Raw genomic sequence first — 21,066 nt, 5'->3', positions numbered from 1 at the left:
TGACGACGAGATGCTATCGGTATTGGGCATGTCAAATCAGCCCCAGCGCGCGCAGGCTGGCATGGCCGCTGCGGCCGATGATGACGTGATCGTGCACGGCGATATTGAGCCGTTTGCCCGCCTCGGCGATGCTACGCGTGATGTCGATATCGGCGCGGCTCGGGGCGGGATCGCCGCTCGGATGATTGTGTACCAGGATCACCGCGGCCGAACCGAACTCGATCGCGCGGCGGATCACTTCGCGGATATACACTGCGGCCTGGTCGATCGATCCCTTGCTCATCACTTCGTCGCGGATCAGCATGTTCTTGGTGTTGAGATGCAGCACGCGGAAACGCTCGATTCCGTCGTGCGCCATGTCGGCACGCAGATAATCGAGCAGCGCTTGCCAATTGGCCAGCACCGGGCGTTCGTCGATCTCGCTTTTGAGCAGGCGGATGGCCGCGGCATGCGCGATCTTCAGCGCGGCGATCGAGGTTTCGCCAAGCCCGGGGAAGCGCGCGAGCGCTTCGGACTCGGCATTGAGTAATCCGGCAATACCGCCGAATTCGGCAAGCAACGCCTTGGCGAGGGGCTTGGTGTCGCGGCGGGGGATGGCAAGTGCGAGCAGATATTCGATCAGCTCGTGATCGAGCAGCGCGTCGCCGCCGCCCTGGGTAAGCCGCTGGCGCAGGCGGGCGCGGTGGCCGGTGGTGGCGGGGTCGAGATCGCGCATCGGACCTGAGATTAGCAAGCCTGCAGCAACGTGCAATTGCATGACGCGGCGTGGCCCCTATGCTGGAGCTCGGGCGCGTGGGGCCCCGGGAGAATGCACGGCGTGACGGCGGACGACGAGGTTGAAGCACGCCCGCGCCGTCGCCGCCTCCCGCAACTGGGCCGTGGCGCGCGGATCATCGGCGGTATCGCGCTGCTTCTGCTTGTGGCGCTGATGGCGGTGTGGACCCAACGCAAGCCGATCGCGGCGGGCTATGTGAACCGCTATCTGGCGAGCAAGGGTGTTGCTGCGACGTATGACATCGCCGACCTGGGCTTCGGGCGGCAGCGGCTGACCAATGTGGTGATCGGCGATCCCGCGCGACCGGATCTGGTGGCGGACTGGATCGAGCTCAGTACCGATGTCGGGCTTTCCGGCGCGCGTGTGGATGTGGTGCGCGCCGGCGCGCTGCGGCTGCGCGGGCGGCTGGTGGACGGCCGACTGGTGCTCGGCGCGCTCGACAAATTGCTGCCCCCGCCAAGCGGCAAGCCGTTCGCGCTGCCTGCGCTCAATGTCGAGGTGGCGGATGCGCGGATGCGGCTGGAGACGCCGCACGGCGTGATCGGGCTCAAGCTCAGCGGGCGGGGCAAGCTTAACGATGGCTTTGCCGGGCGCCTGGCGGCGGTGTCGGATATGTTGACCGTCGGGGGCTGCGTGGCGCGGGGTGTCGCGGTGGCCAGCGAAATCGGCGTGTCCAAGGCGGCGCCGTCGCTGAGCGCGCCGGTGCGCGTGGCATTGGTCACGTGTGGCGGTGCCAAAGTGGCGGGCGTTGGGGCGGATGTTAGCGTGGCGCTCAGCGCGGGGCTCGATCGCTGGAGGGGGCAGGCGCGGCTGGCGACGCAGGCGGCGCGGCATCCGTTGGCGCGAACCGAATCGATCGCGGGCACCGTGTCGTTCGCCGGCACCGCAGCGGAAACCAAGGGCAGCATCAAGCTCGACAGCGGTCGCTTCGTCAGCGCCGAGGCTTCGGGGCGGCGGCTGGGGATTGACGGAGATTATGCGGTCGGCGCGCGGCTGGCGCTGGAGAATGCCACCGCCACGTGGAGCGGCGTAGCGCTGTCGCCCACGCGGCTCGCGGCGGTCGCACGGCTGGGGGCAAGCGGCGCAGGGACGCCGGTCGGCCCGCTGACGACCGCGCTGGCACGCGCGAGCGTGGCGGCGGGGCGGTCGCTGGACGGGCAGGCGCGGTTTTCGGCCAGCAGCGACGGGCCGGTGCATGTCCGCGCCGTGCAGTTGCGTTCGGCATCCGGGCTGCTGGCGGCGCCCGACGACGCCGACCTGCTGTATGATCCTAGTTCTGGAGCGCTACGCCTGGCGGGCACGCTGACGATGCACGGTGGCGGCTTTCCCGTCGCGACGGTGACGCTGGCGCAAGCAACGCCCGGTGCGCCGGTCACCGGCACCGCGCGGCTGCTCCAGCCTTATGCCGCGGGTGGGGCGCGCCTGGCCTTCACCCCGCTGCGCTTTAGCGCGACACCGGGCGGCAACAGCCGCTTCGCCATGCGTGTGACGTTGTCGGGGCCGCTGGGTGACGGGCGCGTGGAGGGGCTGGAGCTGCCGCTGCAGGGCATCTGGAATGGGCGAGGGCGGCTGGCGCTCAATCCCGATTGCACCGCGCTGGGCTTTCAGCGGTTGGCAGTATCGGGGCTGGTGCTGCGCCCGGCGACTCTCCGCTTGTGCCCGATCAGCGGCACCTTAGTCAGCATGGATGGAGCGCGGCTGCACGGCGGCGCCACAATCGCGGCGCCACGGCTGGCCGGCGCTTTGGGCAGCACCCCGCTGACGCTGGCGGCGAGCAGCGCGCGGTTGGAATTGGCCGATGGGACATTTGCGTTGCGCGATGTCGCGGCGCGGCTCGGCGCGCTGACGCGGGTGACGCGGCTCGATTTCTCCGCGCTGGATGGGCGGATCAGCGGTAGCACGATCGCGGGGCACTTTGCGGGTGGCGGCGGGCAGATCGGCAACGTGCCGCTGATCCTGTCGGCCGCCGCAGGCGACTGGGGCTTCAAGCGCGGCATGCTCGAGCTCGACGGCGGCATGATGGTCAGCGATGCGGCAACCGAGCCGCGCTTCACGCCGCTGGCGGCCGATGGCGTGACGCTGCGGCTCGCCAACGGCCGGATCACCGCGCAAGGCAAGCTGCTCACGCCGGGCAAGACGGTGACGGTGGCTACCGTCGCGATCGTCCACGATCTGGCCAAGGGCAGCGGCACCGCCGATCTGATTGTCCCCGGCCTTACCTTTGCCGATAAGGGCTTGCAGCCCGACGATCTCACGCGGCTGACCTACGGGGTGATCGCCAATGTCGTCGGCACGGTGGCGGGCGAAGGGCATATCCGCTGGTCACCGCAGGCTGTGACCAGCGACGGCGTGTTCCGCACCGGCAACATGGATCTGGCCGCAGCGCTTGGCCCCGTCTCCGGCATCGCCACCGAAATCCGCTTCACTGATCTGCTCGCGCTGCAGAGCGCCGCCGGCCAGATCGCCACGATCAAGGCGATCAACACCGGCATCGTCGTGAACGACGGCGTGATCCGGTATCAGACCTTGCCCGAGGCGCGCGTGCGCGTGGAGCAGGGGCGCTGGCCGTTTGCCGGCGGCACGCTGGTGCTGGAGCCCACGGTGCTCGATTTCTCCGCCGCGCAGGAACGGCGCATGACGCTGACGGTAAGCGGGATGGAAGCGGCGAAATTCCTGGCGCAATTCGACTTCGACAATCTCGATGCAACCGGCGTGTTCGACGGGCAATTGCCGATGATCTTCGATTCGGCCGGCGGCCGCGTCGACAACGGCCGGCTCACGGTGCGCGATGGCGGCGGGACGATCCGGTATCTGGGCGAAATCTCGAAGGAAAATCTCGGTTTCTGGGGCGATTATGCGTTTCAGGCGCTGAAATCGCTGCGCTATCGCAACCTGGACCTGACGATGAATGGCCCGTTATCGGGCGAGATGGTCACCGAAGTGCGCTTTGCCGGGGTCAATCAGGGCGCGGGCGCCAAACGCAATTTCCTGTTCGATCGGCTGCAGCGCCTGCCCCTGGTGTTCAATGTGCGCATCAAGGCGCCGTTCCGCGGCCTGTTCGATTCGGCGCGCTCGTTCTACGAGCCCAGCCGGCTGGTCGAACGCAATCTGCCCGCGCTGATCGAGGAACGCGATCGCCAGGCCAAGCCGCCGGCCGCGCCGCCGGCAAAACCCGTTCAGCCCCAAGAAAGCGAGATCGTGCCATGACCCTGACAGTGACGTGGAGACGATGCCTCACGGCGGCACTGGGAGCGACCGCGATCGCCGCGAGTTCGGGCTGCGTGAGTATCAGCGCGCCGGACAAGCCGATCGAAATCAATCTCAATATCAACGTGAAGCAGGAAGTCGTGTATCGTCTCGATGGTGAGGCGAAATCGACCATCAAAGCGAATCCGGGGATTTTCTGATGACCAAGCATGGCAAATTGTGGTTCGCGGGCGCGCTGCTGCTGGCAACTGCCTCGACCGCCGCGATGGCGCAGCGTGATCCGGCCTATGCCGCGGCGCGCGCCGCCGGGCAGGTCGGCGAGCAGCCCAACGGCTATCTCGGCGTGGTCAGCGGTGGACCCGCGATCCAGGCGATCGCCGACAAGATCAATATCCAGCGCAAGGCGACCTATGCCGAGAAGGCCGCCGCGGCAGGCGTGACGATCAACGATCAGGCGGTGACGTTCGGCTGCAATCTGATCGCGCAGACCCTGCCGGGGGAAAAGTATCGCCTGCCGGGGCCGGGCGCGGGCGGGGCATGGGCAACGCGAACCTCGGCGCCGCCGACCCGAAGCGATTCGTGCGTGTGAGGTGATTCGGTGCTCAACTCCCACCGTCAACCCGGACGAAGTCCGGGTTGACGGTGGGAGTGGCGCTCGGCCGCCACTAGAGTTGACTTGCAGCAACCCCTTTCCTAAACGGACCGCGCAACGGGGGCGTCGCTCCCCTATTCCCTCGTCGCTGCACCCTTGGTGTGGCGGCGTTTTCTTATCAGGACGTATCCAGCCTTGGCCGACCGCCGTTCCACCGATGATCTGACCAGCCGCATCGCCAAGGCGCGCGGCGGGGAGCAGGCGCGTGGCGGCGAGGCCAAGCAGGTCGGCAAGGGCTATTCGCAAGGTGGCCGCGTGCTGTCGCTGTTGCTCGGCGCGTTGCTGGGCGGTGGCATCATCGGCTGGGCCATCGACCAATGGTTCGGCACCACGCCCTGGGGGCTGCTGATCGTCCTCACCCTCGCCATCATCGGCGCGTTCATAAACATCATGAAGATTTCGAAGGAGCGCGCAGAGTGAGCGCCGGCAAAATCGATCCGATGGAACAGTTTCTGGTGGAGCCCGTGCTGGGCCGCCATCTGGAATTGTTCGGCTATGACGTGTCCTTCACCAATTCGGCGCTGTTCATGGTCGCCGTGTTCGTGCTGCTCGCCTTGTTCATGGTCGGCGGCATGAAGCGCGAGCTGATCCCGGGCCGTTGGCAGGTGATGGCCGAGGGCGCGGTCGGCTTTATCGACAATATGGTCAACGTGAATATCGGCGCCGGCGGCAAGAAATTCGCGCCGTATATCTTCTCGCTGTTCTTCTTCATCCTGTTCGCCAATCTGATCGGCGTGATGCCGCTGGCGGTGCTGCCCGGGCTGCACACCTTCGCGGTGACTAGCCATATCACGGTGACGGCGGTGCTGGCGTTCCTGTCGTTCGCGATCGTGCTGATCGTCGGCTTTGCCAAGCATGGCCTGAAATTCTTCAGCCTGTTCGTGCCACATGGCACGCCCTGGTGGCTGCTGTGGTTGATCCCCCCGGTCGAATTGCTGTCGTTCATGGTGCGCCCGTTCAGCCTCGCGCTGCGACTGTTCGTGGCAATGACCGCGGGCCACATTCTGCTCGAAGTGTTCGGCAGCTTCGTGGTGCAGGGTTTTGCGAGCGGCGGCCCGCTCGGCTGGATGGTCTCGATCCTGAGCTTCGTGATGATCGTCGGCGTCAGCGCGCTCGAGCTGCTGGTCTGCGCCATCCAGGCTTATGTGTTCGCTTTGCTGACGTCGCTGTATCTTCACGACGCGGTGCATCTGCACTAGTCCCCGTTTCCAACCACAAAATTGTATTTTCGTAGGAGTTCTTAACATGACTGATCTTGGTGCAATGTATCTCGGTGCCGGCCTGGCAGCGATCGGTTGCGGCATCGCGTCGCTCGGCGTGGGCAACGTGTTCGCAAAGTATCTCGAAGGCGCGCTGCGCAATCCGAGCGCGGCAGACGGCCAGCAGGGCCGCCTGTTCATCGGCTTCGCCGGTGCCGAATTGCTCGGCCTGATCGCCTTCGTCGTCGCGATCCTCATCCTCTTCGTCGTTCGCTAAGACCAGCGAACCGAAGGAAGTATCGCCATGCCACAGATTTCCCAGATCGGTGAGATTTACGCGTCGCAGCTGTTCTGGCTCGCGATCGTGTTCGCGCTGATCTATTTCGGGATCGGCAAGGCGATGGTGCCCAAGATCGAGCGCACGATCGATGATCGTGCCGCGCGCATCTCGGGTGACCTGCTTGCCGCGCAGACCGCCAACGATACCGCGCACGGGCTTGAGACCGCTTACCAGAGCGGCCTCGATGCGGCCCGCGCGCAATCGCTGAAAACGGTCGGCGCGGCCAAGGAACAGGCGATCGCCGCGACCGAGGCTACGCTGAAGACCGGCGACGCCGCGGCACATGACCGGATCGCCGCCGCCACCGTGCGGATCGATGCCGCCAAAGCCGCGGCCGAGGCTGAAATCGAAACCGCGACGGTCGATGCGGTGCAGGATATCGTTGCCAAGCTTTCGGGCGTGGCGGTGGATCGTGCGACGATCGAGCAGAAGGTAAGGGCGGAACGCGCGCATGGCTGAAGGACACGCAGTGGAAGCGGTCGCGGAAACCGGCGTGGCCGAGCTGCACCATATGCCGACAGCGTTCGGTATTTCGGCGCCGGGCTTCGTTGCCCTGTCGATGCTCGTCGTCATCCTGATCCTGTTGTGGAAAAAGGTCCCGGCGCTGATCGGGCGGATGCTCGATGCCAAGATCGCCACGATCCGGCATGATCTCGACGAAGCGGCCGCGCTGCGCGCCGAAGCCGAGGCGTTGCTCGTCGCGGCCAAGGCGCGTGATGCGGCCAGCGCCGGCGATGCCGCCGCGATCGTATCGCATGCCGAAGCGGAAGCCCGTCTGCTGATCACGGACGCGCAGACGCATGCCGCTGATCTCGTCGCGCGTCGCGGCAAGATGGCCGAGGACAAGATCGGCGCGGCCGAACGCATCGCCATCGCCGAAGTCCGCGCGCATGCCGCCGAGGCTGCAGCGCGCGCCGCGGCGTCGATCATCGCCGAACGGCATGATGCGGCGGCCGATCAGCCGATCATCGATCGCACGATCGCCGGGCTGGGGCGGCTGAACTAGCCTCGTCGACCGCCCAGCACGGCTCCGGCAGACGCCGGGGAAGTGCGGTCAATCCGACGCTTGATCCAGCACATTTCGGATCATTCTCAATCCCGCTACAGCTTCGCAGGCTGGCGAATCGCGCCACCGCTTCGGAGTGCCTGCCTCATGAAATTCGTTCTTCTCGCTGCCGCGCTGAGCCTGCCTGCCATCGCTTGCGCGCAGACCGCGCCCGCGCCCGCCGCGTCGATTGCCGCCAGCTCCAAATTCTCGCTCGATACCCCGCTCACCACGATTATCGCCGACCCCGTAGCCAAGGCCGTGCTCGACAAGAATATTCCGGGCGTCTCAACGCATCCGATGTTTGAACAGTTCAAGGGCATGTCGCTCAATCAGGTCGCGCCGATGGCGGGCGGGGCGATCACGCCGGAAATGCTCGCCAAGGCGTCGGCGGATCTGAGCGCGATCAAGTAACCCCGCATTGCCGTCATCCTGAACCGGTTCGGGATGACGGCGATTTGGCGGCGGGGAGGCGTGACAACGGCTGGTGTGGCGGGGCATCAGTCCCTAAATCAGCGGCAATGTCCGTGCCCAACGCCCCCGATCGCTTCAACGAAGAAAAATCCACCTTCGCCGTCCGCGGCAGCGGCGATGCGCCCGATCTCGAGGCGGGGGTGGCGGCGATCCGCAACGTTCTCGCCACGCTGCCGACGCGGCCCGGCGTATACCGCATGCAGGATGCGCGCGGCGACGTGCTGTATGTCGGCAAGGCGCGCGCGCTCAAGAACCGCGTGACCAATTACACGCAGGTCGATCGCCTGTCGAAGCGGCTGCAGCGGATGATCGCGCAGACGCGCAGCATGACCATCGTGACGACCAATAACGAGGCCGAAGCGCTGCTGCTCGAGGCGCAGCTGATCAAACGCTATCGCCCGCCCTATAACGTGCTGCTGCGCGACGATAAGAGTTTCCCGTTCATCCTGCTGCGTGGCGATCACGATTTCCCGCGCATCCAGAAGCATCGCGGCGCCAGGCGCGCGAAGGGCGATTATTACGGCCCGTTTGCTAGCGCCGGATCGGTCAACAACACGCTCAACGCGCTGCAGAAACTGTTCCTGTTGCGCAGCTGCACCGACGGCTTCTTCAAGACCCGCGATCGGCCGTGCCTGCTGTACCAGATCAAGCGCTGCTCGGCGCCGTGCGTCGGGCGCATCTCCAAGGAAGATTATGCCGAGCTGAACAACGACGCGAAGGCGTTCCTCGGCGGGAAATCGACGCAGGTGCAGGCCAAGCTCGGCGGGCAGATGGAGGCGGCGGCGGCCAACATGGATTTCGAGCTTGCCGCGATCCTGCGCGATCGGCTGCGTGCGCTGACCTTCATTCAGGGTAGCCAGGCGATCAACGCCGAGGGCGTTGGCGATGCCGATATCTTCGCGCTCGCCAACCAGAATGGCGTGATGGGCATCCAGGCCTTCTTCATCCGTGGCGGGCAGAATTGGGGCCATCGCAGCTTCTTCCCGCAGCACACCAACGAGGTGGGCGAAGAGGACGTGCTGACCAGCTTCCTGATGCAATTTTACGAGGAAGTGCCGCCACCCAAGGCGATCTTCGTCGATCGCGATCTGCCCGAGGCGGAATTGCTCGGCGAGGCGCTGGGCGGTGCGGTGGGCTATAAGGTGGCGCTGTCGGTGCCGCAGCGGGGCACGCGCAAGCGGCTGATGGAGCAGGCGCAGCGCAATGCGGTCGAGGCGCTGGAGCGGCGGCTGGCGGAAAGCACCACGCAGGCGAAATTGCTGCGCGAAGTGGCCGAATTGTTCGACCTGGCCGAGCCGCCCGATCGCATCGAGATATACGATAACAGCCATATTCAGGGCAGCGCGGCGGTCGGCGCGATGGTCGTCGCGGGGCCGGAGGGTTTCCGCAAGGGCCAGTATCGCAAGTTCAACATCAAGCAAGCGCAGACCAACGACGATTTCGGCATGATGAAGGAGGTGTTCCAGCGCCGCTTCGCGCGCGCACAAGCCGAGGATCCTGATCGCGACGCCGGTGACTGGCCCGATCTGGTGCTGATCGATGGCGGGCGCGGGCAATTGAACGCGTGCAAGGCGATCCTTGAGGATATGGGCATCGAGGACGTATGCCTGGTCGGCATCGCCAAGGGGCCGATGCATGGCCGCGACGGGCACGAAGTGTTTCACATGCTCGACGGGCGCGAGTTTCAGCTGCCGGTCAACGCGCCGGTCTTGTTCTATCTGCAGCGGCTGCGCGACGAGGTGCATCGCTTTGTGATCGGCGCGCATCGCGACAAACGCAGCAAGGCGATCGGCGCGAGCCCGCTGGATGAGGTGCCCGGCATCGGCCCGGCGCGCAAGAAGGCGCTGCTGATGCATTTCGGCACTGGCCGCGCGGTGCGCAATGCCAGCCTGGCGGATCTGCAGCAGGCGCCGGGTGTGTCGGCCGCGGTGGCGCAGCAGGTGTATGATTTCTATCACGGGCGGTAGCGCGCCGGCGATTCTTTACTGGCCCGCTTGCCGCCGATCTCGCCGCTGCTAGTCTCCGGGGCACGCGGGTGGGGGAAGTCTATGTTTCGGCCGGTTATCATTGTCGCGCTCGTAGCCATTGGCGGGGCGGCGCAAGCCAACGACGCGCCGAAGATCGCGCCAGCGCCAGCGTGGGTAAGACCAACTGCTTTGCCTCCTGCACCCAAGGCGGACGGTGCGGCGATCCAGTTGCTGCTATCCGATCAGCAAATTGCGTTTGAGGCCGACCAGCAGACAACGTACCTTGATATCGCTCTGCGAATACAGACGCCGCAGGGGCTGGCGGCGGGGAATGTGTCATTTCCCTGGAAACCCGATACCGATGACCTGATCGTGCACAAGCTGGCGATCCACCGTGATGGTAAAGTGATTGATGTGCTGGCATCCGGCCAGACCTTCACGGTTGTGCGGCGCGAAACCAATTTAGAAAGCGCTACGCTGGACGGTGTGTTGACCGCCAATATCCAGCCCGAAGGGCTTCAGGTCGGAGATATATTGGAATTTGCGGTATCGGTGGTGTCACGCGACCCGATCTTGCAAGGCCATGCCGAAGCAGTAGCGGCGACATGGAACGATGCGCCCATTACCCGTGCCCACCTGCGCATGCAGTGGCCTTCGTCGCTCGCGGTGCGGTTGCGGCAGAGCGGCGCCTTGCCCCCGCTAAAGCCATTGAAGGTGGGCGGCACGACCTCGGTTGATCTGTCACTGGATAATATTGTGCCGGTGCCCGGCCCCAAGGGCGCGCCGTTGCGCTATCAACTCAGCCGGCGCGTCGAGGCATCAGACTTTGCCGGTTGGCCGGATCTCGCGCAATTGATGGCCCCGCTTTACGTCAAAGCAGCCGTGCTGCCGGCGGTCGGCACGCTGACCGACGAGGTGAACAAGATTCGCGCGCTGTCGACCGACCCCACGATCCGTGCGGAAGCGGCGCTGGCGCTCGTACAGGATCGCATCCGGTACGTCGCGCTCGCGATGGGTGCGGGTGGGTTGGTGCCGGCGGACGCGGCGTTAACGTGGTCGCGGCGTTTTGGCGATTGCAAGGGCAAGACCGCATTGTTGCTGGCAATCCTTAGACAGTTGGAGATTGACGCGGTGCCGGTGCTGGTCAGCACTGGCATGGGCGACGGCCTTGACGAGCGTCTACCAATGGCCGGCGCATTCGATCACGTGCTGGTTCGCGCTACGATCGGGGGGCGCGCTTATTGGCTTGACGGGACGCGCACGGGCGACACCAGTCTCGCCCGCCTAGCCGTCCCAGGGTTCGGCTGGGGGTTGCCTTTGGTAGCGGGAGCGGCGCTGGTGCGGATGATACCGGCGCCGTTAACGCTTCCAATGTCCAGCACAACGATCCGCATCGATGCGCGTGCCGGGCTCACGGTGGCGGCGCCGATCGCGGTGGAAACAGTGCTACGCGGTGATGGCGCGATCAGCCTCAACGCAAGTGTTGCCAATCTCGTGGGAGACGCGCGTGATCGCGCGCTGCGCGATTACTGGAAGGGCCAATATGACTTTGTCGAGCCGACATCGGTTGGGGCAACGTTTGACCCCCAGACCGGCGTGCAACGTCTGACCATGTCGGGCACTGCCAAGCTGGACTGGAAGAGCGGTTGGTATGAAACTGACGGGACGGGGGTTGGCTACAAAGCCGATTTTTCGCGGGATGCTGGGCCCGATCGTGATGCGCCGTTTGCCGTACCCTATCCGTATTTTACCCGCGTCGAGGAAGTGATCCAATTGCCAGCGGGTTTCCCAGACATCAAGCCGGATGGAAAAAGCGATGTCGAGCGCACCGTCGCCGGTATCGCATATCGGCGCAAGTCCACGCTTGTCGGCGGCGTCTTTAGGGTCGAGAAGACCGAACGCAGTGTTGCCCCGGAATTCACTGCGCAAGAGGCGCCCGCCGCCCAAGCGATCCTGCGCGAGATGGCTGACGAGGCGTTGTATCTGCGTCGGCCAGGGACCTATCGCCGTACCGAGGCCGAATTAGCTGCCGCGCTGAAAGAGACTCCGAAAACCGCCAGCGCCTTCTTGGAGCGCGGCAATGACCTGATGGACCGCCAACGCATTGCCGAAGGAATCGCCGATTTCAATGCTGCCTTGGCAATCGAGCCGAACAATGCGTTGGCGCTTGCCGACCGAGCGATCGCGCACATCTGGCAAGGAGAACTGAAAGCCGCAGCGAGAGATCTGGACGCGGCGGCAGCAATCGAGCCTCATTTAGCGATCATATTCCGAGGTCGTGGGCTTATGGCGCTGCAACAGGGAGCATTGCAGGACGCAGTCGTGGCGTTTACCATGGCGTTGCAATCCGATCCCAAGGATGTTTTTGCGCTGTGCAAACGTGCCGCTGCTTATCGCGCGTTGGGCAAGGATAACGAGGCACTGAGCGACGCTGCGGCGGCGCTCACGGCCGATCCGGGTGTGGTCGACGCATACCTAATTCGCGTCAACATTCTGCTGGGGCAGGTAAAAACGGACAAGGTGCTGGAAGAGACGACGGCATTAATCGCGGCAAATCCGGATAATGTCTACGCGCTGGTGGCAGCGGCCAATGTCTATAATCGCGTGCAGCATCATGACGATGCAATGAAACTCTACGATCGAGCCCTCGTGCTCAAGCCGGAGGCTTATATCTATATCAATCGCGCGGTGGCGCGCGCGAAGAGCGATCGGGCTGGCAAGATCGCAGATTACGATGCGGCGCTGAAGCTAGAACCGAAATCTTCCAGCGCCATTGCGGGCAAAGCAAGGCTACAACAGGAATCGGGCGATCTGCCCGGCGCAATTATCAGCTATACGGCAGCGATCGCGCTGGAGCCGAACAGTCCTGGTTTGCTCGCCGCACGAGGCGTTGCCCGTGCCCAATCCCGCGACCTGGCTGGCGCAGAAAGGGATTTCGTTGCCGCGCGCGCGATCGCAACGGACGCGACTGGGCTCAATGCCGTGTGCTGGACGAGAGCGACGGCGGGTATCGCCTTGCCGTCCGCGTTAGAGGACTGCGACGCGGCGATCGCCAAGCAACCCGAAAATACCGCTATCCTCGATACTCGGGCGTTCGTCCTTTTGCGAATGGAGCGGCTCGATGATGCGATTGCCGCCTATGACAAGGTTCTGGCGCGCCATCCGGCTCAGGGCGCATCGCTGTACGGACGGGCATTGGCGTGGGCGCGCAAGGGAAACAAGGCCCAGGCCGCCGCCGACTTGGCCAGCGCGCTGAAAGTCTATCCCAACGTGCAGTCGGACTTTGAAGAATACGGCATCACCATGCCCTGAGCCGACGCCGGCTCATCCCTCATTTGGCATGTCTTCCCGGCTGGCGTGCTGCGCGCACATGGCGCGCGTATGCTCACCATAGATACTGAACTCGCCGGGCGACATCACGTTGGCGCGCTTGAAATGGCGAGCCTGTTCGATGGCCTGATCGGGCCGGCCCGGGCGCGGGGATTGCCTACCCCTTGGAGTGCTCGCGCGGTATCGATTGTAAGCGTGTTCCGCACCCGCCGTTCCGGCCGCCCGCCGATCCTTAGCAGCGAGGTGATTTTATAGCCGCTCGCACCGGACTGCCCCGCGTTGCGCCTCGTGGCGGTGCCGGGGAGAGCGAAGTGCGGAAGTTTTGGGGGTGGTGCCCTCCTTATCACCGATTGCCCGCACCGCCGTGACGTCGGCGCGGCCCCCTCCCTTTCCCGGAGGGAGCGGTGTAATGGGCTTTCCATGCATCTGCGCGCCGAAGCCCTGATCCTCGCGGTCCGCCAGCATGGCGAGAACGGCGCCATCGTGCGTGCGCTGACCGCCGCGCATGGCTTGCAGGCCGGCTATGTGCGTGGCGGGCGCTCGCGGCGGATTCGGCCGATCCTGCAGCCGGCCAATCTCGTGCTGGGGGAATGGCGCGCGCGCACCGATGATCAGCTCGCCGGGCTGACGCTGGAACTGATCCGCAGCCGTGCCCCGCTTTATGCCGAGCCGCTGCCCGCCGCCGCGCTCGAATGGGTAACCGCGCTCACCGCCACCGCCTTGCCCGAGGCGCAGCCTTATCCCCGGGTGCATGGCGCGCTCAGCGGCGTGATCGGCGCGATCGAGGCGGCGCCGGCGGCGCGCGGCTGGGCGGTGGCACTGGCGCGGTTCGAATTGCTGGTGCTGGCCGAGCTTGGCTACGGGCTGGAAAGCGATGATCTGCCCGATATCCTGCGGACGGGCGGCGAGGCGGACTGGGCGGATATTCTCGCTGCCTTGCGCGTCACCGGCCTCTCGCTGGAGGCGGATATTCTCACCGATCGCCGCCACGATACGCTGGCCGCGCGCGCGCGGCTGATCGAGCGGCTGAAAAGGGCGGTTGCGTGAGCGCAGGCGGGGCGGCAAAGCGCCGCTAGTTCATTTGAGGATCGTTCATGCCGCTGATCGCACTTCTCGCCGGGGACGGCATCGGCCCCGAAGTCACTGCCGAGGCGCGCCGCGTGCTGGATGCGCTGACGCTCGATCTGATCTTCGAGGAGGCGCTGGTCGGCGGCGCGGCGTATCACGCCACCGGGCATCCGCTGCCGCCGGAAACGCTGGCGCTGGCCCAGCGCGCCGATGCGATCCTGTTCGGCGCGGTCGGCGATCCGCTGTGCGACAAGCTGGAACGATCGCTGCGCCCCGAACAGGCGATCCTCGGCTTGCGCAAGCATCTCGGCCTGTTCGCCAATCTGCGCCCGGCCAAGCTGTTCCCGGGGCTGGAGGACGCCTCCGCCTTGCGCCCCGAAGTCGCCGCGGCGATCGACATGGTCATCGTGCGTGAACTCAATGGCGACGTCTATTTCGGCGAAAAGGGCATGCGCACCACCGTCGACGGCCTGCGCGAAGGCTATGACGTGATGAGCTATAACGAGGCGGAGGTAGCCCGCATCGCGCATCTCGGTTTCCAGACCGCGGCGCGGCGCGGCGGCAGGCTCTGTTCGGTCGACAAGGCCAATGTGCTGGAAACGTCGCAATTGTGGCGCGACGTGGTGATCGAGATTTCGGCGCACTATCCGCAGGTCGCGCTCAGCCACATGTACGTCGACAATTGCGCGATGCAGCTGGTGCGCAATCCCGGCCAGTTCGACGTGATCGTGACGGGCAATCTGTTCGGTGATATCCTGTCCGATCAGGCGAGCATGTGTGCCGGATCGATCGGCATGCTCCCCTCCGCGTCGCTCGATAGCGCGGGCAAGGGGCTCTACGAACCGATTCACGGCAGCGCGCCCGATATTGCCGGGCAGGGCCGCGCCAATCCGTGCGCGACGATCCTGTCGGCCGCGATGCTGCTGCGTCATTCGCTGGGGATGCGTGAGGCGGCGGACCGGATCGAGGCGGCGGTCGGCCGCGCGCTGGCGACCGGCGCGCGCACGTCCGATCTCGGCGGCACGCTGACCACGCACGCAATGGGCGATGCGGTGCTCGCGCAACTGTGAGCGAGTTGCTCGATCTGGCGGTCGTCATCCCGACGTTCAACGAATCCGCCAACGTGCCCAAACTGGTGGCGCTGCTGGAGGCGGCGTTGGTCGGGCGGCGCTGGGAAGCGATCTTCGTCGACGATGACAGCCCGGACGGCACGGCGGATGTGGCGCGTGCCATTGCCCGCGCCGACCCGCGCGTGCGCGTGGTGCAGCGTATCGGCCGGCGTGGCCTGTCCTCGGCCTGTATCGAGGGCATGTGCGCCACCGCCGCGCCGCTCGTCGCGGTGATCGATGGCGATCTGCAGCATGACGAGACGATCCTGCCGACGATGCTTGACGCGTTGCAGGCCGATCAGACGCTGGATCTGGCGATCGGCTCGCGCTTCGTGCCGGGCGGCGGGACGGGCGAGTGGGATAGTGACCGCGTCGCCAAATCGGCTTTCGCCACACGGCTGGCGCGCGGCGTGCTCAACGCCGAGCTGAAGGATCCGATGAGCGGCTTCTTCATGATCCGCAGCGCGATCGTGCGCGATCTGGCGCACGACATGTCGGCGATCGGCTTCAAGATCCTGCTCGACATCATGACGACGAGCAAACGGCCAATCGTGTTCCGCGAATTCCCCTACACGTTCCGCGTGCGCACCGAGGGCGAGAGCAAGCTCGATCATGTCGTGGCGATGGAATTCCTCATCGCACTCTATGATCGCATGTTCGGCCATGTCGTGCCGGTGCGGTTCGCGATGTTCTCGGCGATCGGCTTGCTTGGTCTGGGCATCCATATGGCGGTGTTGACCGCTTTGTATGTCGGGCTGGAAACAAGCTTCCGCCTTGGCGTGATCGTTGCCACGGGCGCGGCGATGACGGTCAATTTCTTCCTCAACAACGCGCTGACCTATCGCGAATTGCGGCTCAGGGGCGCGCGCGGTCTGTTCGGCGGCTGGTTGTCATTTTGCGCGGTCTGCTCGGTCGGCGCGATCGCCAATGTCGGCGTGGCGGAATTCCTCCACGACGCGCAGCGCCACGAATGGGCCGTGTCGGCGGTGATCGGCGTGGCGGTCGGCGCAGTGTGGAATTACGCGGTGTCGTCGCGCTTCGTGTGGGGGCGGTACTGATCCTGCCGATCGAACCTTGCGTTTACATTTTCGCCTTAAGCCGGGGTGATAAGCTTCAGGAAGCCCCCCAAAGCCGCCTACCGTCATGCTGAACTTGTTTTCAGCATCCACCGCGCCTCACCGACGACCGATCGCGGAGCGCGGTGGACCCTGAACAAGTTCCGGGTGACGGTTGGGGGGCGACTGGCGACGATCGCGCTCGACGTTATGGCCAGGTCGGGAACCACATCCAAAAGCGAAACGCCGCCGGGCCGGGCAGCGCGGTGGCCGAGATGATCGGGTAGAAATAAACGAACAGCAGCGCCACCACCGCCAGATATGCCGTCTCCCAGTGCAGCGCGCGATCGCGCCAGTGATGGCCGGCCACGGCCAGCGCAAGGCTCAGCCAGATGATCGAGGGATAGTAATAATAAAAGAAGCCAAGCGATTTGGGGATGATCGCCCAGATCAGCAGCGACACCGTCCATAAGCCGGCAATGCCGAGCAGTATCCAGGCGCGCTGCATGATCCCGGCCCAGGCGCACCACGCCACCGCCAGCAACCCGCCCCACAGGATCGCCGGATTGCCCAGCAGCAGGATGCCGCGCTGCGCATCGTCGGCGCGTTCGTACAGATACCAGATCGGGCGGATCATCAGTGGCCAGCTCCACCAGCTCGACTGATAGGGGTGCGGCGGCAGGATCTCGGTCTGCTGCAGATACATGCTCTTCTGAAACGGGATCAGCCCGGCCAGCGTCATCGGCTCCGCAGCGTAGAAGAAGGCCGGCGCGAAGGTCAGCAGATACGTCGCGATGCTCACCGCGCCGAGCGTGGCCAGCGCGGGCAGCGTGGCCATCCCGGCCCAGTGGTGCCGCGCGGCCCTGTCACGCCAGCGCACCGCGACAAAACCGAGCGCCGCCCATGCCACATAAGGCGCGGCGGCCCATTTCACGCCGACGGCCAGCCCCAAGAGCACGCTGCCGAGAATCCAGCGCCGCCAGACGCGATCGGGCGGCGCATAAGCCGATCGCAGCAGCGCGAGCACCGCCAGCACCAGGAACGCGGCCATGAACCCGTCGAGCATCCCGATCCGGCCCTGGATGAAGACGGTGATGTTCAGCATCGTCAGCACCGCGCCGATGATCGCCGTGCGGCGATCATGGAACAGCACCCACAGGATCCAGAACACGCCCAGCACCACCGCGGTGGAAGCGAGCGCGGAGGGCAGGCGCCACCCGAGCGCATTGTTACCGAACAGCGCCATGCCCGCGGCGATCAGGCTTTTGCCGAGCAATGGATGCTCGATATTGGCCGGGCCGCTCAGCGCCAGTAAGCGGCGCGCGGCGGGCACGTAATGCGTCTCGTCGAAAACGAGAATGCTCGGGCGGGCGATGTTCAGCGTGAAGAGGAATTGCGCCACCACGCCGATCAGGGTCGCAGTCAGAATGGGGCGGGGCGGGGTGACGCTGGGCATGCGGTTGTCTGCTTACCGGCCGCGAACTCTGTCGTCACTGGAGCAATCGCGTCATCCCAGCGACCGCTGCGATCTCAAGCGGCCGATGGGGCGCTGGAGCCGCAGGCGGCCCCAGCTTACGCTGGGGCGATGCGCGTGGAGATGGCGCATAGATGCAGCCTTAGACGCATAGCCATTGACGCGCACCGACCGCGCCCGGCAAAGCGGGCGGCATGAAACGCCGCACCGGACAAAATCGCGAAATCACCCGTAACTGGCGCCCCGCCACGCAGGCCGTGCGCGGCGGCACCGCGCGCAGCGAATTCGGCGAAACATCCGAAGCGATCTTCCTCACCTCGGGCTATGCCTATGATTCTGCCGCGGATGCCGCCGCGCGCTTCGCCGGCGAGCAGGACGGGATGACCTATTCGCGGCTGCAGAATCCAACCGTGCAGATGTTGGAGGAGCGCATCGCGCTGATGGAAGGCGCCGAGGCGTGCCGCACGATGGCGACGGGCATGGCGGCGATGACGGCGGTGTTGCTGTGCCAATTGCAACAGGGCGATCATCTGGTCGGCGGGCGCGCCGCGTTCGGCTCGTGCCGCTGGCTGACCGATACGCTGCTGCCCAAATTCGGCATCGAGACGACGATCGTCGATGCGCGCGATCCGCAGGCATTCCAGGATGCGGTCAAGCCCAACACCAAGGTGTTCTTTTTCGAAACGCCGGCCAATCCGACGATGGATATCGTCGATCTGCAGGCGGTGTGCGACATCGCCAAGCGGCACGGCATCACCAGCGTGGTCGACAATGCCTTCGCCACTTCCGCGCTGCAGCGCCCGATGGAGTTCGGCGCGGACGTCACCGCCTATAGCGCGACCAAGATGATGGACGGGCAGGGCCGCGTGCTGGCCGGCGCGGTATGCGGCACCAGCGCTTTCATCAACGATGTGCTGCTGCCGTTCACGCGCAACACCGGGCCGACGCTCAGCGCGTTCAACGCCTGGGTGGTGCTGAAGGGGCTGGAGACGCTCGATCTGCGCATCCACCGGCAAAGCGAGAACAGCCTCAAGGTCGGCGCGTTCCTGGAGAAGCGCGTGCCGCGCATCCTGCATCCGGGCCTGGCGAGCCACCCGCAGCACAATCTGGCGATGCGGCAGATGGATGCCTGCGGCTCGATCTTCGCCTTCGAGGTCGAGGGCGGGCGGCCGCAGGCGCATGGCCTGCTCGATGCGCTCGAGCTGGTCGATATTTCCAACAATATCGGCGATTCGCGCTCGCTGATGACGCACCCCGCCTCGACCACGCATTACGGCGTGGCGGAGGAGAAGCGCATCGAAATGGGCGTGACGGAAAATCTGCTGCGGCTGAATGTCGGGCTGGAAGATCCGCAGGATGTCATCGCCGATCTCGATCAGGCGCTGACAAAGGTCGGTTTGTGAAAGCGCTGTTCCCCAACGTCGCGGAGACGCGGGGGATCACCGTACGCGTCTCGGTCAGCTATCTGCCCGATCAATCCGAACCGCAGCGGGGGCGCTGGTTCTGGTCCTATCATGTGCGGCTGGAGAACGATGGGCCGCAGGCGGTGCAGTTGCTCAGCCGGCGCTGGATCATCACCGACGGCCGTGGTGCGACGCATTCCGTCGAGGGTGAAGGCGTGGTCGGCGAACAACCGATGATCGCGCCTGGCGCCAGCTTCGATTACGTCTCCGGCTGCCCGCTGGCCACGCCGACCGGGCACATGCAGGGCAGCTATCAGATGATCGGCGAGGATGGCGCCGCGTTCGACGTGGCGATCCCCAAGTTCGCGCTGCATGCGCCGGCGGTGGGGGCGTAAATGAAGCGTACGCATCTCCCGCTCAACGGCCTGCGCGTGCTCGATGCCGCCGCGCGCCATCTCTCCTTCACCCGCGCCGCCGACGAACTCGCCGTGACTCCCGCGGCGGTCGGGCAGCAGATCCGCGCGCTGGAGGATACGCTGGGCGTGGTGCTGTTTCGCCGCACCACCAAGGGGCTGGAACTGACGCCTGAAGGTGCTGCCGGGCTGGGCCCGCTGCGCCAGGGGTTCCTCGAATTCGAGGAAGCGGTGCGCGCGATGCAGGCCGGGCAGACGAGCAAATCGCTGACCATCGCCGCGCCGCGCGATTTCACCGAAAAATGGCTGATGCCGCGGCTGGCCGACATCGCCCGCGCCGATGGCGAGCTGCGCTTCGCACTGGTCTCGGCCGATGAGGATATCGACTTCACCGAGGCCAATCTCGATCTTGCGATCCGCTGGGGCGACGGGCCTGGCGCGCATGAGGGCGAAGCGCTGGAATCCGAAGGACTAGTGACCGTCGCGCGCCCCGGCGGCGGCGCCGATACGCGCATCTCCTGGCCTGGTTGCCTTAACGACGATGCCGTCTCGCTGGTCAGCGTCGGCGATGCCGGGCTCGCGCTCGATGCGGCGGCCGAGGGGCTGGGCCGGGCCACCGTGCCCGAATTGCTTGCCGCGCAGGACCTCGCGGCGGGGCGCGTGGTGCGGGTCGGCGCCGCGCAGCCCTCCGCCAAAGGCTATTGGCTGGTCGCGCCGCTGCCGCAATGGCGCCAGAAAAAGGTCAAGGCGCTGGTCGAGGCGCTGGCCACCTCGTGACGGCGGCGTTCGAGAGTGCGCGGCTGCGCATGCGCCCGACGCGGATCGAGGATGCCGAGGCGCTGCACGAGGCGTATCGAGACGAGGCATTGATGCGCTATTGGTCGAGCGGACCGCATGCCGATGTCGCCGCGACGCGCGCCTATATGGCGGCGCGGCTTGATACGGGCGATCAGCGCGGTTGGGCGATCACGCTGCACGATAATGACCATGCGATCGGCACCTTATGGGCCGGGGTCAAACGGCCCGGGCTGAGCGAGATCGGCTATATGCTGGTGCGATCCGCCTGGGGCCAGGGTTATGCGCGCGAGGCTGTGGCACGGCTGATCGATCTGTTGATCCGCGAGGAAGGCCATCGCCGCGTTTTCGCCGATACCGATCCCGACAATACCGCCTCCAACCGCCTGCTCGAACGCCTGGGCTTCGTGCTTGAGGGGCGGCTGCGCGGCGAATGGGAGACGCATATCGGGCTGCGCGATTCCTATATCTGGGGCCTGCTCGCCGACGACTGGATCAAACAATGACCCCGCCTGACCTCACCGATCCCGCGCAGCGCGTCGCTTATGGCCGCGAATTGCGCGCCATTGCCCGTCCCCTGCGGCTGACGGGCGTGGCATTCCTCCTCGTCGGCGTCGTGCTTGCCATCGCGCGGCGGCTATGGCTGCCCGAACTCCCGACGCTCGTCCCGCTCGCTGCACTGGCGCTGGGCGTGCTGAACATGCTGGCGGCGATGGCGATGCGCACGATCTATCACACGCGGCGGATGAAGGGCGAGTAG

At 65.6% G+C, this 21,066-nt stretch carries 21 protein-coding genes; 19 read left to right on the top strand and 2 right to left on the bottom strand.

Annotated features, from left to right (window positions below; all coding sequences use genetic code 11):
• Window positions 1-31: 31 nt before the first annotated feature.
• On the bottom strand, window positions 32-715 hold the full coding sequence (gene radC, locus ABC969_RS05645; protein WP_345863554.1) for a RadC family protein: 684 nt from the start codon (window positions 713-715) through the stop codon (window positions 32-34).
• Between the two features lie 93 nt (window positions 716-808).
• Here radC and ABC969_RS05640 point away from each other — a divergent pair, with 93 nt between their 5' ends.
• The 14 genes from ABC969_RS05640 (at window position 809) to ABC969_RS05575 (ending at window position 16,224) form a co-directional block, all read left to right on the top strand.
• Window positions 809-3,982, top strand: a complete 3,174-nt coding sequence (locus ABC969_RS05640; protein WP_417766394.1) for an intermembrane phospholipid transport YdbH family protein — start codon at window positions 809-811, stop codon at window positions 3,980-3,982.
• The gene (locus tag ABC969_RS05635) at window positions 3,979-4,182 is read left to right on the top strand and encodes a YnbE family lipoprotein (protein WP_345863550.1); all 204 of its coding nucleotides are present in this window, start codon (window positions 3,979-3,981) and stop codon (window positions 4,180-4,182) included. Before ABC969_RS05640 ends, ABC969_RS05635 begins: the two co-directional genes overlap by 4 nt.
• Window positions 4,182-4,571 carry a DUF1318 domain-containing protein gene (locus ABC969_RS05630; protein WP_345863549.1) on the top strand — a complete coding sequence of 130 codons (390 nt, stop codon included), beginning with the start codon at window positions 4,182-4,184 and terminating at the stop codon, window positions 4,569-4,571. The genes ABC969_RS05635 and ABC969_RS05630 overlap by 1 nt, the downstream gene beginning before the upstream one ends.
• 198 nt (window positions 4,572-4,769) lie before the next feature.
• Window positions 4,770-5,054, top strand: a complete 285-nt coding sequence (locus ABC969_RS05625) for an AtpZ/AtpI family protein (protein WP_345863548.1) — start codon at window positions 4,770-4,772, stop codon at window positions 5,052-5,054.
• A 20-nt stretch (window positions 5,055-5,074) separates the two neighbouring features.
• Complete coding sequence (locus ABC969_RS05620; protein ID WP_486669488.1) at window positions 5,075-5,833, top strand: F0F1 ATP synthase subunit A; 759 nt, start codon at window positions 5,075-5,077, stop codon at window positions 5,831-5,833.
• Window positions 5,834-5,897: 64 nt separating this feature from the next.
• Window positions 5,898-6,110, top strand: a complete 213-nt coding sequence (locus ABC969_RS05615; protein ID WP_260600460.1) for a F0F1 ATP synthase subunit C — start codon at window positions 5,898-5,900, stop codon at window positions 6,108-6,110.
• 27 nt (window positions 6,111-6,137) lie between these two features.
• The gene (locus ABC969_RS05610; RefSeq protein ID WP_345863546.1) at window positions 6,138-6,632 is read left to right on the top strand and encodes a F0F1 ATP synthase subunit B family protein; all 495 of its coding nucleotides are present in this window, start codon (window positions 6,138-6,140) and stop codon (window positions 6,630-6,632) included.
• Window positions 6,625-7,179 (top strand): F0F1 ATP synthase subunit B family protein, encoded by a 555-nt coding sequence (locus ABC969_RS05605; protein ID WP_345863545.1) that lies wholly within the window; start codon window positions 6,625-6,627, stop codon window positions 7,177-7,179. Before ABC969_RS05610 ends, ABC969_RS05605 begins: the two co-directional genes overlap by 8 nt.
• A 147-nt stretch (window positions 7,180-7,326) precedes the next feature.
• Window positions 7,327-7,632 (top strand): hypothetical protein, encoded by a 306-nt coding sequence (locus ABC969_RS05600; protein ID WP_345863543.1) that lies wholly within the window; start codon window positions 7,327-7,329, stop codon window positions 7,630-7,632.
• Window positions 7,633-7,739: 107 nt separating this feature from the next.
• Window positions 7,740-9,659 carry an excinuclease ABC subunit UvrC gene (uvrC, locus tag ABC969_RS05595; RefSeq protein ID WP_345863542.1) on the top strand — a complete coding sequence of 640 codons (1,920 nt, stop codon included), beginning with the start codon at window positions 7,740-7,742 and terminating at the stop codon, window positions 9,657-9,659.
• Window positions 9,660-9,740: 81 nt separating this feature from the next.
• A complete protein-coding gene (locus ABC969_RS05590) occupies window positions 9,741-12,971 on the top strand; it encodes a DUF3857 domain-containing protein (protein WP_345863539.1) in 3,231 nt (1,076 codons plus the stop codon).
• A 438-nt stretch (window positions 12,972-13,409) separates the two neighbouring features.
• Window positions 13,410-14,036: a DNA repair protein RecO gene (gene recO / locus ABC969_RS05585; protein ID WP_345863538.1), complete on the top strand. Its 627-nt coding sequence runs from the start codon at window positions 13,410-13,412 to the stop codon at window positions 14,034-14,036.
• A 47-nt stretch (window positions 14,037-14,083) separates the two neighbouring features.
• Window positions 14,084-15,127 carry a 3-isopropylmalate dehydrogenase gene (gene leuB, locus ABC969_RS05580; protein ID WP_345863537.1) on the top strand — a complete coding sequence of 348 codons (1,044 nt, stop codon included), beginning with the start codon at window positions 14,084-14,086 and terminating at the stop codon, window positions 15,125-15,127.
• A complete protein-coding gene (locus ABC969_RS05575) occupies window positions 15,124-16,224 on the top strand; it encodes a glycosyltransferase (protein ID WP_345863536.1) in 1,101 nt (366 codons plus the stop codon). Before leuB ends, ABC969_RS05575 begins: the two co-directional genes overlap by 4 nt.
• Before the next feature lie 205 nt (window positions 16,225-16,429).
• Here the strand turns inward: ABC969_RS05575 and ABC969_RS05570 are convergent, their stop codons facing one another.
• Entirely contained in the window at window positions 16,430-17,677 is a 1,248-nt protein-coding gene (locus ABC969_RS05570; protein WP_345863534.1) for a phospholipid carrier-dependent glycosyltransferase, read from the bottom strand.
• Window positions 17,678-17,889: 212 nt separating this feature from the next.
• Between ABC969_RS05570 and ABC969_RS05565 the strand changes: the two genes are divergently transcribed.
• Genes ABC969_RS05565 through ABC969_RS05545 form a run of 5 tightly spaced genes read left to right on the top strand, consistent with a single transcriptional unit; the run spans window position 17,890 to window position 21,066 of the window.
• Window positions 17,890-19,098 carry a trans-sulfuration enzyme family protein gene (locus ABC969_RS05565; RefSeq protein ID WP_345863533.1) on the top strand — a complete coding sequence of 403 codons (1,209 nt, stop codon included), beginning with the start codon at window positions 17,890-17,892 and terminating at the stop codon, window positions 19,096-19,098.
• Window positions 19,095-19,493, top strand: a complete 399-nt coding sequence (gene apaG, locus ABC969_RS05560) for a Co2+/Mg2+ efflux protein ApaG (protein WP_345863532.1) — start codon at window positions 19,095-19,097, stop codon at window positions 19,491-19,493. Before ABC969_RS05565 ends, apaG begins: the two co-directional genes overlap by 4 nt.
• Window positions 19,494-20,288 (top strand): LysR family transcriptional regulator, encoded by a 795-nt coding sequence (locus tag ABC969_RS05555; RefSeq protein WP_345863531.1) that lies wholly within the window; start codon window positions 19,494-19,496, stop codon window positions 20,286-20,288.
• A complete protein-coding gene (locus ABC969_RS05550) occupies window positions 20,285-20,812 on the top strand; it encodes a GNAT family N-acetyltransferase (RefSeq protein ID WP_345863529.1) in 528 nt (175 codons plus the stop codon). Before ABC969_RS05555 ends, ABC969_RS05550 begins: the two co-directional genes overlap by 4 nt.
• Window positions 20,809-21,066 (top strand): hypothetical protein, encoded by a 258-nt coding sequence (locus tag ABC969_RS05545; protein ID WP_345863528.1) that lies wholly within the window; start codon window positions 20,809-20,811, stop codon window positions 21,064-21,066. The genes ABC969_RS05550 and ABC969_RS05545 overlap by 4 nt, the downstream gene beginning before the upstream one ends.

This window comes from Sphingomonas qilianensis (assembly GCF_039614825.1).
Lineage (GTDB): Bacteria > Pseudomonadota > Alphaproteobacteria > Sphingomonadales > Sphingomonadaceae > Sphingomonas > Sphingomonas qilianensis.
Note: the sequence above shows the minus strand (reverse complement) of the source record. Positions and strands in the feature narration are given on the sequence as shown.